This is a genomic window from Novacetimonas sp. GS1, assembly GCF_036686925.1.
In the GTDB taxonomy this organism is placed as follows: Bacteria; Pseudomonadota; Alphaproteobacteria; order Acetobacterales; family Acetobacteraceae; genus Novacetimonas; species Novacetimonas hansenii.
Genome location: NZ_VSZP01000001.1, coordinates 2637935 through 2652796, shown reverse-complemented (window position 1 = coordinate 2652796; position 14862 = coordinate 2637935). Strand labels below are relative to the sequence as shown.

Sequence of the window (14862 nt, the reverse complement as noted above, 5' to 3'; positions counted from 1 at the left end):
CATTATGTCATATAAAAAATAATGATAATAAAACTGGTGCTGGAACTAGAAACCCATATGCATTGTGGCACCAAAATAACGTGGTCCTTGTTGGGTCAGGTCCACAGATTCCGGGGAACTTGCACTGCCGGGGCTGTATCCTGTCCATGGACGGGCATCCAACAGGTTTTTGGCCCATAATGTCACACTGAAATTCTGATCTGCCGTACGTAAACCGATACCAGCATTCAGGATGGAATAAGAACGTTGGTAAAACTGATGTGCTGCAAGAGGGTCTGTCAGGCGATTTCTGCTCCACCATGCTTCATTGATATATCCAAAAGCCGTAAACGCACGTTGCAGCCATGCGGCACGGTGTTGACGGGATGTCAGAAAATTACTGAAAATCGCACCTACGGGGTGCTCGTAATTTGCACCGATATTAAAGGTAAAGCTTGGTATGCCAGGCAGGCTTTGACCGGATTCATCAACCGTTGATGATCCTCCTGAATAAGCATAGCTTGTTGGTGCAGGGGCACCGTTATATTTTACATATCGAACCTGTTGCCATGCCCCACTGGCATGAATATTAAGGCCAGGAATAAAATCAGGTGTCAGGCTTTCAGACAATTCAACACCATATAGTCTGGCATGGGGGGCATTTCCCATATAACTGACATTAGCGAGATCACCATTAGAGAGATAGTAATTGTAAACGCGATTTGTTTGGTAATTATATAAATCATTCCAGTAAAAATTCGCGTTGGAAACAAGCTGCCCATTAAACGACATCGTTTTTACGCCACCTTCATAATCCCATGATGTCGTGGGTTTTGAAAAATATGGTGACCATCCATAAAATGTATACTGTTTCGTTGTGGAGTTATATTCATTTATCGGAACGGAATTTCCGTTTGCGGAAACGGTTTTGTCACCATGACCAATAAGGATATAGAACATAGTGTTCTTGTTCAATTGATATTTGGGATTGATGATTGCTGTTACGCCATCATGGTCATTACGCTGTAACCCGGTGCGTGCGTCACCACCGGCCCCCGCGGCCATAAGCGCCTGACGCTGCTGATCATAGGAATATGCCGTACCAGGGACATATCCAACCTCAAATTTATTATTGAATTTCTGGATATCGTAACTGTTTCGCAGGCCAAGTGTCAGAGAGAATTTATTATTAACATGTATGACTGTCTGCGCGAAAATCGCGGCCTGGATATTGGTATTATAGTTTTTTTCCCATTGCGTCAGCCCGGTCACAGCAGCGGGGCGGGAATACCAGGCTGCCGCATCGGTACCAAACGCGGTATGATGCATCCTGTTCCACGCCGAATTATCAACGCCATACAGTCCGACAGTCCATGCAATTTTATCTTCCTGAGGAGAAGCCAAGCGAATTTCCTGTGATCCCTGGACACCATAATCATCCATTTCACCGCCAGTACCAATCCATACATTCTGGTTGTCTGTCGTTCCGCTATTTACCCCAGAAAAAAGCCCCATGGCACTGATTGAAGTTAGCGTATTTCTTCCAATATGATAATTAAGTTCATTTGATGCTGTATACACATTGCTTCGCTCCTTCCCTGGATCAGCAAGGGCCGGACGATAAGGATTATATGTCAGCACGGATTTATTTAAACGCGATGCTAATGTCGCGGCATAGCTTCCGGCATATCGCCCATTCCCGTAAACCAGCACCGAATCCCCGATTGGGGCACTTGCACCACCGGTGCCTGCTGATTCACCATACTGACTATATTCACTGGAGCCATTATAAGAAAAAATAAAGCGATCGGTATAATTCTCCTCCGTCGCCAAGAGCTGCGCGCGAACGCCGCCACGATTTATGTTCTGGTAACGTTTTCCGTTCAGGATATCATGAATCCAGCCATTGGCATTATCATAGTATCCAGTAATACGATATGCCAAATGGCCACGTACAATGGAACCTGTACTATCAAGCTTTTCAATGGTATGGCCGTAATTTCCAACCGTCTGTTCATATTGTGTACTACGTTTGAAGGAAGGCAATGCCGTCATGATGGAAATGACGCCAACATCAGAATTATGCCCACCTGCTGTTCCGCCCGGACCATAACCGATTTCAAATGAGCTGATATTACTCCAGTCTCCGGCCTGATAATCGGGTTGTAACCAGGTTACGTTATCAACAGAAAATGCTGTTTCTGAGAGATATCCAATCCCGGCAGAGCCGGATAATGGTTGTCCCAGGCCACGGATCGACATGCGCGAATAATGTGGTGTTGTTGTATTGGGGCGGAATCCTGGAACCTTGTATGAATAATCATTCAAAGTTGTAAATTGCTGTTCTTGGGCCTCTTTCCCTGTTACAACATCACCAAAACGCGATGTCTTCATCATGACTTCATGCATTTTGCGATCTCCTGCACTCATTGCAGAAGTCACATGAATATTTTCCGTTGCGCTTCCCATATTGCCATTATCATCATCCATGTCGTGATTATGATGGCCAGATTTGGCATTATGTCCTGTCATATGGGCATGTGAATCATCATGATGCTTTTTCGATGATGCATGATGCATACCAGATGACATCTGCATATCTTTTGCAGATGCCTTGCCTGTATACCCAAGACTACTTCCCAATGGCAGTGTTACCAGCACAGCAGGTAACGATCGCTTTAATAGCGGGTGCTTACTCCAATCAAGTTTGATCAACATACTAAAACTGCTCCAGAGTGTCGCCTAACCGATGGCGCGTTTTCAATGAATTAGAAGGCGCCAGATGTGTGAGAAACGGTGTTCTGGTCAGCAACAGGGACAGGAATGCATTTTCATTACTTTCGATGTATGTCCGTGATGCCTCCCGGTTTGATCTGGGCAGCATTGCGGACAATTTCACTTATAAACTACGTTATTAATCATATCTGCAATTAATTTTGTATATCAACAAACCATATTAAACAAGTGTGAAATGTATAGTATGTGAAAAGTGCCGTATATCACGAATAAAATTAGTAATATACGGTGCCATTCGTACCCGTGCCTTGATTTTCAATGGAAGGAATTTGTGATGACGACCCATATGACCCATGCCTCCGGGATCGAGACACAAGCTGCTGGCGACGTTCGGCTTACTACGTTGCTATTGGCACGTTATGGCGCTACGGCGCCGAATCTGGACGTATGGAATGAAACACTTAAAACAGTGCTGGGGCATCGTTCTGTCCGTCATTATCGCCCAGATCCTTTACCGGAAGGTACAATAGAGTTGCTGGTAGCCGCAGGACAATCCGCTGCAAGTTCTTCCAATCTTCAGGCATGGAGTGTCATAGCTGTCGAGGATTCCAACCGTAAGGCACGTTTGGCCGCATTGGCGGGGGAGCAGGCACAGATTACCCAGGCCCCGCTGTTTCTGGTTTGGCTGGTGGATCTTCATCGGCTGGAAACGATTGGCCGTCTTGAAGATTCGCCATCCGAAGGATTGCAATATCTGGAAAGTTTTCTGCTTGGGGCCGTGGATGCAACGCTTGCTGCGCAGAATGCCGTCATTGCGCTGGAGTCCATTGGTCTGGGGGCGGTGTATATCGGTGCAATCCGCAATAATCCGGAAAAGGTAGCAAGGAAACTTGCCTTGCCCCCGCATGTCTTTCCCCTGTTCGGACTGACTGTTGGTTATCCAGACCCGACGATACGCACTGCAGTAAAACCGCGTCTGTCACAAGAAGCCGTTCTGTTTCGCGAAACTTATGCACTGTCTGAAATTACAGAAACTACCGCTTTCAACGATTACAATCTGCGCTTGAAACATTTCCAGACGAAACAGCATATGTCGCAGCGGAACTGGACAGAAACTGTGGCGCGGCGTCTGCATGATGCGGCGTCCTTACATGGTCGCGATCGTCTGGCAGCAGCGCTGCGCAATATGGGGTTTGGGTTGAAGTGAGAGGCTTTCCCACATCTTCCGGGATTCGAACGGATAGGTTCGGATCCACGGAAGGATGTTGCCATGGTTGCAAGAAATCGGATCATTCCCGCAGCAGGGGAAGGAGTTCACGTCCCTGGCGGCCAATTTCCGTAAGATATGGGCTGTCTGACAGGATGAAGTGTGAAATGCCCAATGCCGCATATTTTTTTAATGAGCGGGCAACGTCTGCCGCTGAACCGACCAGCCATGTCGTGCCGGCACCACCGCCGCCATACCGGCCTGGCGTAGTATAAAGATTATCGTCCAGAACATCTCCCCGGGCCTGCAGATCAAGTAACCGCTGCTGTCCGACGGCTGGTGCGCCACGATGGTCCTGCCAGCCCTGTCCTTGAATGCGGGCCATTTCCTGGACTTTCGCTTCGGCGTCCCTCCATGCTTCTTCGGTCGTGTCGCGGATCAGGGTAGTAATGCGTAATCCGAATTCCAAAGGGGGAAGATTGCGATCAAGAGATGTGGCAAGTGATGTCAGGCGTGCAATGCGCGCTGCTATATCCTCCAATGGTTCGCCCCAGAATAATTGTACGTCCGCCTCGGTCGCGGACACTTTTTCTGCTGCTGCCGAAGCTCCACCGAAATAGAGTTTGGGATGACGACGTCCGTTGCGTTCAATAATTTTGGGGTTCACTGTGGAATTAACAAGGTGAAAATGCTGCCCTTCGAACGTGACATTTTCTTCGGTCCACAGACGACGGAGGACATGCATGAATTCGCGGGTGCGGTCATAGCGTTTGTCCGGTGTCCCTTCGGTGTCGCCATAGGCGGCCAGGTTGTCCTTGCCCGAAACGATATTGATCCGTAAGCGCCCGGCTGCCAGATGATCCAGTGTCGCTGCGGCAGAAGCAAGATGTGCTGGCTGCCAGTAGCCGGGGCGGATGGCGACCAATGGTTCGAATGTGGATGTGCGGGCGGCCAGGGCTGTCGCCAGTGTAAATGTATCTGGTCGTCCCCATCCTGTACCGATCAGGGCGCCTGTCCATCCATGGGCCTCAATCGCATGGGCATGCTTGGTCAAGGTATCAAGGCTGTTGTGATTGTCCTGTGTCGGGTCCCCACGATGGCCCGGCGCGATCTGGTTGGGAATGTACCACAGAAATTCTGTGTTATTGCGTGACATGTCCTTGTTCTCCGATGTTTCGAAGGCGGTTACGGTGCGCGCGGCCGGGAAGGAATCCTATTATATCTATTGAAATAATAGGATTTAAGGCGCGCCAACCTCATGCCGAACGTAAAGGGATGGTGGTGTGATACGATTCAGGCGTTGGTGCATCAAGCATTCGGATATGTCCTTCGCGGATAAAAATTCTGCAGGGAATAATACTATATTTAATCGCATATTAAGATCCTTCCCCAAGGCATAAATACACCAACAAATTTGAATTGCATAAATTATAACGAACGTGCAAAGTTATATTTATTAATAACTATTATCTTGGTGTGATTGCCGATGACAAAGGGAGACCGCATAGGGGCAGCCGTCGTGGCCATCCTGTTGTTTTTTGCCCTGATCCCACTGGTGCTGCACGGTGTCAGGAGCAATCCTGCCGTTCGTGGCGGGCTGGCGTTATCCGAAGCTCTTCCTCAACAGGTGCCCCCAGGTGTAACGCTTGCGATCGGTGATCCCATGACCCAGCAGGTCCTGGCTTATACCGGATGGGAACGCGAACTGCCGTTCACTGTCCGTTGGGCCAATATTACGGGGGGACCTGCAACGACCGAGGCCTTTCATGCGCGTGCCATTGATGTTGGCAGCGGTGCCAATATCCCACCCATCAGGGCAATCTGGGTCGGTATACCGGTTAAGATCATTGCTGTGCGTCTGCGCCAGCAACCGCTTTTACATCCGATTTACGTCTTGGGCGTCGCGCCAAAAGCGGATGTGAAGACGCTGGCGGACCTGCGGGGCAAAAGGATCGCATTCAGCCCGGGGCAGGCCCAGGGAGTGGTTGTGCTGCGTGCCCTGCATGCCGCCGGTTTGACGCCGGCTGATGTGACGTTGGTGGATCTGCCGACGACGCGGATAAATAATTACAACGGCGCCCTGGGGGCGGGAATTGTTGATGTGGCGCCGATTGCCAGCGGGGCGCTGGCGGCACGTTATCTGGCTGAATGGGGCAGTTCGGGTGGAACGGTCATTGATCATGGAGCCTTTCGTGACGATCCTGATGTCCTTTATGTGCGCACTGAGACTTTGCAAAATCCGGCAAAGGCTGCGGCGTTGCAGGCATATGTCCGCATGTGGGCCAGGGTTGCCGCCTGGAGGGATGCGCATCCTGATGAATGGGCAAGGCTGTATTATGTGAAATTCCTTGGATTATCGCCCGACGCCGCCTGGGCTGAGGTGAAGCGTGCTGGACATGCCGATATCCCGCATGACTGGTCGTGGATGGTGGGCTACCAGCAGGAAACGATTGATCTGCTGGCAAAAGAGACCGGTCGCCATTCTTTCGATGCGGAGCATCTGTTCGATCGTCGTTTTGAATCTGTGGCGACCGACGGGTTTGCGAATTATACGGCACCCGCCATGCAGGAAAAAAGCCGTTTGAATCACCAAGAAAATGGAGCCTTGTAATGAATGTAAAATCAACGCTGCCTCCTTTTCTGACGATGTTCTTTGCCTGGTCACAGCCTGATCCCCTACAGGACAAGGCAGCACAGGACGATAGCAGACATATGAGGATGACCACGCAGCGGCTGTCACCGCCACCAGCCCTGCGTTATGGCTGGCTGGCCGGACCGGTTTTCCTGCTTGCCTATTGGGCGGCGGCATCGGCTTCCGGCCTGATTGACACGCGGATACTGCCTGCACCGTGGGTTGTCGTCAGTACAGGGGTGGATCTGGTGCATGATGGACGTCTGTTGGGTAATCTTCTGATCTCTCTCGTGCGTGCTGTAGAAGGTTTTGTAATCGGGGGGCTTGCCGGAATAGCTCTTGCCTTACTCTCTGGGCTCAGCAGGGCTGGTGATTATTTTGTCGATGGTATTGCACAGGTCAAACGTGCGGTGCCCGCAGTGGCGTTGATTCCGTTTTTCATTCTCTGGTTCGGTGTGGACGAAGGCATGAAAATCATGGTCATAGCCGTCGGCGCCTTTACACCGGTCTATCTTCATACCCATACGGCACTGCGTGCGATCGATATTCGTTATGTCGAACTGGCAGAAACGCTGCGTATTGGATACTGGAAGTTTGTTTGGCATATCGTTCTGCCTGGCGCCTTACCGGGAATGATGCTGGGGCTGAGGTTTGGTGTCATGGCGGCACTGCTTGGCCTGGTCGTGGTCGAAGAAGTGAATGCCACCAGCGGTATCGGCTATATGATTGATCTTGCACGCACATATGCGCAGTCGGATGTCATGCTGGTTGGTCTGGTAACGTATGTTGTCATTGGCGTTATTGCGGATCAGACATTGCTGAGGGTTGAAAGGAGGGTTCTCTCCTGGCGACGGACCCTTGCGGCATGAGCGTCGTGCGGGTTCGAAATCTCGAACGGCATTTTACGCGTAAAGGGGTGCTGAATGGTGTCGATCTCGATATCGCCAAAGGTGAGTTCGTTGCTTTGCTTGGGCGTAGTGGTTCGGGTAAGTCAACGCTTCTGCGCGCTTTGGCCGGTCTTGATCATGAAGCACGCGGTAGTGGTGTGATTGAAGTTCCAGAAGATCTGGCCGTCGTTTTTCAGGATGCGCGGTTACTGCCGTGGAAGAACATCATGGATAATGTCGTGTTCGGGCTTGACGGTTCTGATGCCGCTGCGCGTGCGCAACATGCTTTGGAAGAAGTTGAGCTTAGTGGGCGGAGCACATCATGGCCACATGAATTATCAGGTGGGGAGCAGCAGCGCGTTGCTCTTGCGCGTGCTCTGGTCAGGAAGCCTCGTCTTCTTTTGGCGGATGAGCCGTTCGGTGCCCTTGATGCGTTGACAAAAATCAGGATGCACACGCTGTTGCGCCGCCTGTCGGTCATTCATAGGCCAGCCGTTCTGCTTGTGACCCATGATGTCGAGGAGGCCATTGCTTTGGCGGACAGGGTTATTGTTCTTGATCATGGAAAGGTGATGCATGAGGAAAGAATTGTTCTGCCTGACGATGAGGATGCGCGCGCGATCAGAAGTTTAGAGCTTAGAAAAAAGCTGTTATGTTATCTTGGTGTAGAGCCGCAGTAATAATGCACGTCTTTTACGGTCGTGAAGTGTACAGTCATTCATAATATTACATGTGAAATGGGACAAAGAAGGGAGAAATGTGCGATGTCTCGTTATGACGACATCCGGAAACTGGCGGCTGAGGCACGGTTACGCATCGTGGAGATCAGCCCGGAGGAAGCGCGTGTCAGGATTGCGCAGGGCGTTCTTGTCATTGATGTGCGTGATGAAGAGGAAATCCGGCGTAATCGTCCATTGCCCGGCGCGTTGCAGTTCAGTCGGGGACGGTTGGAATTCCTGATTGGCGATGCAGTCAGCGATCGTCATTCGCCATTGATCCTGTATTGCGCAGGCGGGAACCGTGGTGCGTTGGCCGCGGATAGTCTGCGACGTCTTGGTTACAGCCAGGTCTATAATCTTCGTGGAGGGCTGCATGCCTGGCGTGTCGAAGCTGGGCAAACTTGGATAGAGCCTCTTTTGTCGGAATATTAAAATGATCGGAGCGATGGAAGTATCTGCCGACTTGTAAGAAAGGAAAACTTCCCGTTTCTGGAAACCTGTGTTGAAACCTATGAAAAACGAATAAGGGAAAATGTTGTTGACTAACCATACTTAATTGATGTGTTTTATGTGATATGGATGAAAGGCAGGCGTTCCGTAGGCCAGATTCGCTTCAACGACCCAGACTTCCTGCAGGACACCGGGCACCATGTCGCCCATTACAGGGATCTTGCGAAAATGGCAGACTATGAAAATTTTTGGCTGATATAGCCGAAAAACCAGTTTTCTACCAATCGGATATAGTGATTACGCAACATCTTCTCCCCGATTACTGTGCTCGTATGATACGGAGTTTACATCATGTCTCAAACCATTCTTACCGAAGTCCGTGAAGCTTCAAAATCATCTGCTGTGGGTGGAGGGGAGGAGTTGACCGTTATTCCGACCGGTCCTGTTATCGGTGCGGAGGTTCTGGGAATAGACCTGAAAAATCCGCTTGATACTGCCACCATCGCAGGATTGCGGCAGGCGTTGCTGCAGCACAAGGTCCTGTTTTTTCGCAACCAGCCAATCACCGATGCTGAGCAGGTCCGTTTTTCGCGTTATTTCGGTCAGGTGACGCCCGCGCATCCTATCAAGAATGGCCTTGTCGAGCAGCCAGAGGTCATGGAGAACATAAAATCTCTCAAGGCTTTGCGCGAGAACATCCTGAGTGATGTGGAGCAACAGCAGCTTCGTGCAAATAGTCGGCATTTCCGTAGCCGTGGCTGGCATACCGACATCACATTCGTTGCCAACCCGACATCTATTTCTTTCCTTCGTGGGATCGAAATTCCTGAATTTGGGGGGGATACGGCCTGGGTTGACCTGGAGGCTTTATATAATAGTCTGTCGGACACGCTTCGTGGTTTCCTTGACGGTCTGAGCGCGGTGCATGGTCGGGATGATGCCCGGATTGGCTTTCCGTTGCCACCACGTCGGGATGGACGGTACAATGGTGCTTTCCTTGCTGAACATCCTCTTGTGCGTATCCATCCCGAAACGGGACGCAGGTCGCTTTTCCTCAGTCCGGGGTTCATTCGTTATATCCCGGCATTGCGCCAGGGGGAAAGTGATACGCTGTTGTCCTTTCTGATTGAGGAACTTGCTGGACGGATTGATTTGCAGGCGCGATTCCATTGGACGCCGCATTCGCTTGCCGTATGGGATAATCGTGCAACGGCGCATTGGGGACCGGTCGATGATCCCTATTTTTCAAATGAACGTATCGTTCACCGCACCACTGTCGATCCTGATGTCGCGCACGGTCCCGGCGGGTTTCAGTCGCGTCAGATCCTTGGGGAACCGTTTTATGCGCACCACTGAATGTAAAGAGGGACACATTCTGTTCCGTGATGCCGCTTCTCAGTCCGCATGTATGACCATATAATACCAACCAGATCAGGATTGTGGATAATCTTTAGGGAAAGGCATCGAAAATGCTCTCGCAGCGTGCACGTTATGCGCTTAAGGCGCTCTTGAATCTTGCGAGGGCTGATCGACCGTCACAGCAAGTAGGAAATATTTCGGATCAGGAGAATATCCCAAGAAAATTCCTGGAAACCATCATGAGTGACCTGCGTCGCGCCGGACTTGTGACCAGCCAGCGTGGCAGTGGTGGCGGTTACAGGCTGGCGCGTCCGGCTGATCGGATTATGTTTGCGGATATCATTCGCGTTACGGATGGTCCAATTTCGATGCTGCCATGTGTCAGCCGCAATTTCTATGAACAATGCGAGGATTGCAGTAACGAGGAAATTTGTGCCTTGCGCAAAATTTTTGCCGAGGTCCGCACCGCTGTTGCGGATATTCTGGATCATCGTTCCCTGGCCGATGCCCTGTTATTGGAACGCTCTGAAAAAACTGTTCCATCCAAGGCTTCTGTGTAGAATATTAAAATGATAAATTTCAAAGTTAATATTTAAAAAATAATCGTCGATAACTCACGGAATCATAAAAATTTTATAACATTATTTTATAATATCACGAACAGGGATTTTATTTATATATTATAAATGTATTTTAAAATTATTTTCTAAAAAATATTCAGTTTTATATGCACCATAATTATGTTTCTGATGACTGATATATAAAACTCACGGGATTGCGGTATAGGCGAAGCGAAAAAATGCCGACTGCCTGAAATCTAAAGGAGAATATTCGTGGATGACTATCGTTATCTGGGGCACAGCGGATTGAAAATTTCACCGCTGACATTGGGGACAATGATGTTCGGCGGTGTCACGGATGAAGCCGTGTCACGACGTATTATCGAAAGTGCGCGCGATCATGGCATCAACTCCATTGATACGGCCGATGTCTATAATGCTGGTCAGTCGGAGGTTGTCGTCGGTAAGGCGATAAAGGCGCAGAGAGATTATTGGGTCCTTGCGACAAAACTGGCGAACAGGGCGGGGAGTGGCCCTAATCAAGGAGGATTGTCGCGTAAATGGATTATCGAGCAAGTTGATCATAGTCTTCGGCGCCTTGGAACAGATTATATCGACATTCTATATTTCCACCGTGCGATCTTTGGCATGAGGCTGGATGAACCGGTGCGTGCGGTTGGCGACCTGATTCGTCAGGGTAAGATCCGTTATTTCGGAATTTCGAATTTTCGCGGCTGGCGTATCGCGGAAGTCTGTCGCATTGCGGATATGCTGGGGGTTGAGCGTCCGATTGCCAGCCAACCGCTTTATAACATCGTGACACGACAGGCTGAGGTCGAGGAATTGCCTGCGGCGGCTCATTATGGCCTGGGTGTTATTTCCTACAGTCCTCTGGCCAGAGGTGTTTTAACGGGAAAATACCGCACTGATAGCGTTCCGCAGGGAGATAGCCGGGCAGGGCGGGCGGATAAACGTTTGCTGGAAACTGAGTGGCGGCCACACTCCTTCGAAGTGGCGGAGAAAATTCGTTCCTATATTCGAAAAAGAGGAATTTCGATCGCAGATTTTGCCGTTGCATGGGTGCTGGGTAATCGACTTGTCACATCAACGATCGCGGGGCCACGCACGGAGGAGCAGTGGGCAGGATATCTGCAGGGACGGAAGGTCAGTCTGACAAAGGAAGACGAGGAATTCATTGATACTCTGGTGGCCCTAGGTCATGCATCTACCCCCGGTTTCAGTGATCCCGGTCATCCTGTGGAGGGAAGAGTGGTCCGTGCATAAGTGCATATCAATCGGATGCAACACCCCTTTCGTGTGGGATCTATGACATGAAGTTCCTGACCTAACCTGAGCTGATGACCGACATTGTGCCGTACGGCCTGACTGAACCATGATCGTCTCTGACGCCTCGCAGGGGACAATATTTTCTCCTGTGTGCGCGGTCGGGGGGCGTGCATCACGTCCCCGATATATGGGGTTGATGAATGAACAGGGCCAAATTTTGCGCTGTGTTATGAACGGGCTGCGCCTGCGCGGTGTCGGGGTAATCTCAAAGTTCCCAGAAACAGCACAATATGAAATATGCAGAGTAAACCGAATGTTTCGGAAAATATCCCTGACACCCCGGTGGTAGATATTCTCCAGTCAAGGAATGTTGCACATAATGTTGTCAGGGTTGGCCCCCCGATCCGCTGCATGATGTTCAGGGCGGTTGTTGCCATGGGAATGTCGGTGCGCCTGACGGCGGCATAACCCGCGCTCATCGTGGGGATTCCAACAGCGCCCATTCCGGCACCGCGCAGGAAAAGGGCGATCACCAGACCACCGATGCCGAGGCCGGTATGGGCAAGGACGGCCAGCAGGGCTGTGCCCGCAATGGCGCACAGGGCACCACAAGAGGTGAGGCGGCGAATGCTGAAACAATCCGTCAGGCGTCCCATCAGGGGATAGGTGCAGAACATCCCCAGGCCCAGCGGCAATATGAACAGTCCCGTACGTTCGGGCGAGACCCCGCAGGCATGGATAAGCCATACCGGCAGGAGCATCTGTCCCGCGAACGAAACACCATTCATCATGAACAATATCGCAGCCGACGTTGAAAAGGTCGCGTTATTGAACAGGCGCAGGTCGATCAGCGCCAGATCACCTTTCCGTCGCGCAAAGCAGAAATAGGCGATGAAAAGCAGCAATGCCCCACACAGCGCGGTCTGCCCGATGCGCAGTCTTGCATGATCCATGCCGTAAAGGAACGCCGTCAGGGCAGGGGCCAGAAGCGCCAGTCCGATAACATCCAGCGGGCGGGGGCGTATCGTATCCTGATCATCAGGTAGAAACAGGAGCGCGAGGAGCAGCGCAAGCAGGCCGAATGGCAGATTGAGAAGAAATATCCATCGCCAGGATGCCACCGACAGGATCACTCCCGCCACGACTGGACCAAGAAGGGGCGCCAGAAGGATCGGCATGGTAACAGCGCTGGCGACTCTTGGCATATGTCTGCCCGCCACCCGTGCAACGGTCATTTGTGCCATGGGCGCCAGCAGGCCGCCTGCCATGCCCTGTAGCAGGCGGAAGACGATAAGGGAGGGGGCGGACCACGCCACGGCGCATAGGCCGGAAGTGATCGTAAAGGCTGCGAAACAGAGCAGATACACTGCACGACTGCCGATCCGGGTGACAAGCCATCCATTCAGCGGGAGCGTCAGTGCAAGGGCCAGCAGATATCCGCTGACCACCCATTGGATGACAGAAAACGGCGCATGCAGCGTCCCCGCAAGATCCGGCAGCGAGACATTCACGATCGTCGCATCAAGCTGTGACATGAACGAGCCGATTGCAGCAACGCTGACAATTTTCCAGATGCCGGCTGGAAGCTGGCCTGTCTCCTGCTGCTGCGCGGGGGCGGTGTCCATATCGGCGTCATGGTTCGATACAGGCATGCCGGATGAGCCCGTCTTCATGCGGCAAGGGTGATGAGATCACTTGTTGTCACCCGCCCGAGCATTGGGAAGATGTTATCACAGGCGAAACGCTGCATGGCTTCGGAAAAGGTTGCTGTCAGGTCTTCGGCAATGACAACGCCATATCCATGTTCATGGGCGGCACGGGCTGTCGATTCAACGCCCATATTCGTCGCGATCCCCCCAAGTACAACGGTTTCGATCCCACGCCGCCTGAGCTGCAGATCAAGATCCGTGCCATAAAACGCCCCCCATTGCCGCTTCGTCACCAGAAGGTCCGTGGGTTTTGCCAGCCCTTCGACAAGGTCGGTCCAGTCCGGGGCGAATCCACCTGCCGGAGGTGAGAGGGGACGATCCACCTCTGTGCGCACGGCATCTGCGAAATCCGGTGCGAAGGCGACGTTGACCAGGATTACGAGTGATCCTGCCGCGCGGAAACGGGCGGCAAGTTTTTGGGATCGTTCGACGACCACTTCGCCTGTAAAAGGGACCACGGGACGCCTGACGATGCCTTTTTGCAGATCGATCAGGATCAGGGCCGTCCGGGATGCCGGGAGAGAAATCATGACCAGTTGTTTCCCGTCTGTGCGCGCTTTACGCGGACTTATTGTCCGACAGTCGCAGGGTGGATAAAAGTTGAGGATTAACTCAAGTATGGACATTATTTGAGGATGAACTCAAATACGTCAAGTGAGAAACGCCAGCCCCTCCAGCCAAGTCGGGCGGCCGGACGTCAACGCGTGGCGGAATTGCTGCAAGCGGCGTCCGATCTCATGGCAGAACGGGGCTATGACGCCACCACCATGGCAGAAATTGCCGCACGCGCCGGGGCGAAGGTCGGCTCGCTCTATCGCTTCTTTCCCAACAAAGAAGCGATAGCCGAAACGCTGTTACAGCATCAGATGGCCGTTCTGCATGATGAATATGAAGCCTTGGCAGGGCGGGCATCGACGCTTTTGCCCGAAGAACTTGCCGATATCCTGATCGACCTGATGGTGACACGTTATCCCCGTGTCAAATCGCTTCCCGCATTGATGCAGGCACGCACTGACAGCGTGGAAATCCGCAATGTTTCGCGCGCGCAGGCAATACAGGGGATTTCAGCAGCATTGCGGGTCTGTGCGCCAGCATTGGACGAAGTGGTGGCAAAAGATATTGCGGCAGTGGTGCTGAACAACATGAAAGTTATGCTGGGCATGGCACTCAAGGAGGCCCCGACGACACCCGGTGCCCCCGATGAACTGCGTCGCATGAATCGCCTGTATCTGTGCGCACGGCTTGATCCCTGGCGATGATGAAACGGTTTCTGGCGTGGTGGTGCCCATGATATCGCGTGTAAAGTCGGTGCATCATGACAAAAGAACAGATGGCGA

At 51.7% G+C, this 14862-nt stretch carries 13 protein-coding genes; 9 read left to right on the top strand and 4 right to left on the bottom strand.

Translation table 11 applies throughout. The features are described from left to right. Positions 1-45: 45 nt before the first annotated feature. The gene (locus FYB92_RS11630) at positions 46-2697 is read right to left on the bottom strand and encodes a TonB-dependent receptor domain-containing protein (RefSeq protein WP_332828705.1); all 2652 of its coding nucleotides are present in this window, start codon (positions 2695-2697) and stop codon (positions 46-48) included. Positions 2698-3049: 352 nt separating this feature from the next. Here FYB92_RS11630 and FYB92_RS11625 point away from each other — a divergent pair, with 352 nt between their 5' ends. Then, positions 3050-3922 (top strand): NADPH-dependent oxidoreductase, encoded by an 873-nt coding sequence (locus FYB92_RS11625; RefSeq protein ID WP_332828704.1) that lies wholly within the window; start codon positions 3050-3052, stop codon positions 3920-3922. A gap of 82 nt (positions 3923-4004) precedes the next feature. On the opposite strand, the gene FYB92_RS11620 is transcribed toward FYB92_RS11625, so the two are convergent. Next, on the bottom strand, positions 4005-5078 hold the full coding sequence (locus tag FYB92_RS11620) for an LLM class flavin-dependent oxidoreductase (RefSeq protein WP_332828703.1): 1074 nt from the start codon (positions 5076-5078) through the stop codon (positions 4005-4007). A gap of 330 nt (positions 5079-5408) precedes the next feature. Between FYB92_RS11620 and FYB92_RS11615 the strand changes: the two genes are divergently transcribed. The 7 genes from FYB92_RS11615 to FYB92_RS11585 all read left to right on the top strand — a co-directional run bounded on the left by FYB92_RS11615 (position 5409) and on the right by FYB92_RS11585 (position 11813). Next, positions 5409-6533 (top strand): ABC transporter substrate-binding protein, encoded by a 1125-nt coding sequence (locus FYB92_RS11615; protein ID WP_332828702.1) that lies wholly within the window; start codon positions 5409-5411, stop codon positions 6531-6533. Further along, the gene (locus FYB92_RS11610; RefSeq protein WP_003619127.1) at positions 6533-7423 is read left to right on the top strand and encodes an ABC transporter permease; all 891 of its coding nucleotides are present in this window, start codon (positions 6533-6535) and stop codon (positions 7421-7423) included. The genes FYB92_RS11615 and FYB92_RS11610 overlap by 1 nt, the downstream gene beginning before the upstream one ends. After that, positions 7420-8121, top strand: a complete 702-nt coding sequence (locus FYB92_RS11605) for an ABC transporter ATP-binding protein (RefSeq protein WP_192264585.1) — start codon at positions 7420-7422, stop codon at positions 8119-8121. Before FYB92_RS11610 ends, FYB92_RS11605 begins: the two co-directional genes overlap by 4 nt. An 84-nt stretch (positions 8122-8205) precedes the next feature. Beyond that, positions 8206-8592, top strand: a complete 387-nt coding sequence (locus tag FYB92_RS11600; RefSeq protein ID WP_003619131.1) for a rhodanese-like domain-containing protein — start codon at positions 8206-8208, stop codon at positions 8590-8592. 369 nt (positions 8593-8961) lie between these two features. Further along, positions 8962-9966, top strand: a complete 1005-nt coding sequence (locus tag FYB92_RS11595; protein ID WP_332828701.1) for a TauD/TfdA family dioxygenase — start codon at positions 8962-8964, stop codon at positions 9964-9966. Positions 9967-10079: 113 nt separating this feature from the next. Beyond that, positions 10080-10529, top strand: coding sequence for an Rrf2 family transcriptional regulator (locus FYB92_RS11590; protein ID WP_192264580.1), 450 nt, complete (start codon positions 10080-10082; stop codon positions 10527-10529). 273 nt (positions 10530-10802) lie between these two features. Next, a complete protein-coding gene (locus FYB92_RS11585) occupies positions 10803-11813 on the top strand; it encodes an aldo/keto reductase (protein WP_332828700.1) in 1011 nt (336 codons plus the stop codon). Positions 11814-12043: 230 nt separating this feature from the next. Here FYB92_RS11585 and FYB92_RS11580 read toward each other — a convergent pair whose 3' ends face one another. Both FYB92_RS11580 and FYB92_RS11575 read right to left on the bottom strand, forming a co-directional pair. Beyond that, the gene (locus FYB92_RS11580; protein ID WP_408902362.1) at positions 12044-13468 is read right to left on the bottom strand and encodes a DHA2 family efflux MFS transporter permease subunit; all 1425 of its coding nucleotides are present in this window, start codon (positions 13466-13468) and stop codon (positions 12044-12046) included. Between the two features lie 17 nt (positions 13469-13485). Beyond that, positions 13486-14055 carry a hydrolase gene (locus tag FYB92_RS11575; protein ID WP_332828699.1) on the bottom strand — a complete coding sequence of 190 codons (570 nt, stop codon included), beginning with the start codon at positions 14053-14055 and terminating at the stop codon, positions 13486-13488. Between the two features lie 105 nt (positions 14056-14160). Here FYB92_RS11575 and FYB92_RS11570 point away from each other — a divergent pair, with 105 nt between their 5' ends. Continuing rightward, positions 14161-14784, top strand: coding sequence for a helix-turn-helix domain-containing protein (locus FYB92_RS11570; protein ID WP_332828698.1), 624 nt, complete (start codon positions 14161-14163; stop codon positions 14782-14784). Positions 14785-14862 lie beyond the last annotated feature (78 nt).

What these genes read in the sequence shown, in the direction of transcription:
- FYB92_RS11630 (WP_332828705.1), bottom strand. Translation starts at nt 2,697, where the DNA reads ATGTTGATCAAACTTGATTGGAGTAAGCACCCGCTATTAAAGCGATCG.
- FYB92_RS11625 (WP_332828704.1), top strand. Translation starts at nt 3,050, where the DNA reads ATGACGACCCATATGACCCATGCCTCCGGGATCGAGACACAAGCTGCT.
- FYB92_RS11620 (WP_332828703.1), bottom strand. Translation starts at nt 5,078, where the DNA reads ATGTCACGCAATAACACAGAATTTCTGTGGTACATTCCCAACCAGATC.
- FYB92_RS11615 (WP_332828702.1), top strand. Translation starts at nt 5,409, where the DNA reads ATGACAAAGGGAGACCGCATAGGGGCAGCCGTCGTGGCCATCCTGTTG.
- FYB92_RS11610 (WP_003619127.1), top strand. Translation starts at nt 6,533, where the DNA reads ATGAATGTAAAATCAACGCTGCCTCCTTTTCTGACGATGTTCTTTGCC.
- FYB92_RS11605 (WP_192264585.1), top strand. Translation starts at nt 7,420, where the DNA reads ATGAGCGTCGTGCGGGTTCGAAATCTCGAACGGCATTTTACGCGTAAA.
- FYB92_RS11600 (WP_003619131.1), top strand. Translation starts at nt 8,206, where the DNA reads ATGTCTCGTTATGACGACATCCGGAAACTGGCGGCTGAGGCACGGTTA.
- FYB92_RS11595 (WP_332828701.1), top strand. Translation starts at nt 8,962, where the DNA reads ATGTCTCAAACCATTCTTACCGAAGTCCGTGAAGCTTCAAAATCATCT.
- FYB92_RS11590 (WP_192264580.1), top strand. Translation starts at nt 10,080, where the DNA reads ATGCTCTCGCAGCGTGCACGTTATGCGCTTAAGGCGCTCTTGAATCTT.
- FYB92_RS11580 (WP_408902362.1), bottom strand. Translation starts at nt 13,468, where the DNA reads ATGCCTGTATCGAACCATGACGCCGATATGGACACCGCCCCCGCGCAG.
- FYB92_RS11575 (WP_332828699.1), bottom strand. Translation starts at nt 14,055, where the DNA reads ATGATTTCTCTCCCGGCATCCCGGACGGCCCTGATCCTGATCGATCTG.
- FYB92_RS11570 (WP_332828698.1), top strand. Translation starts at nt 14,161, where the DNA reads ATGAACTCAAATACGTCAAGTGAGAAACGCCAGCCCCTCCAGCCAAGT.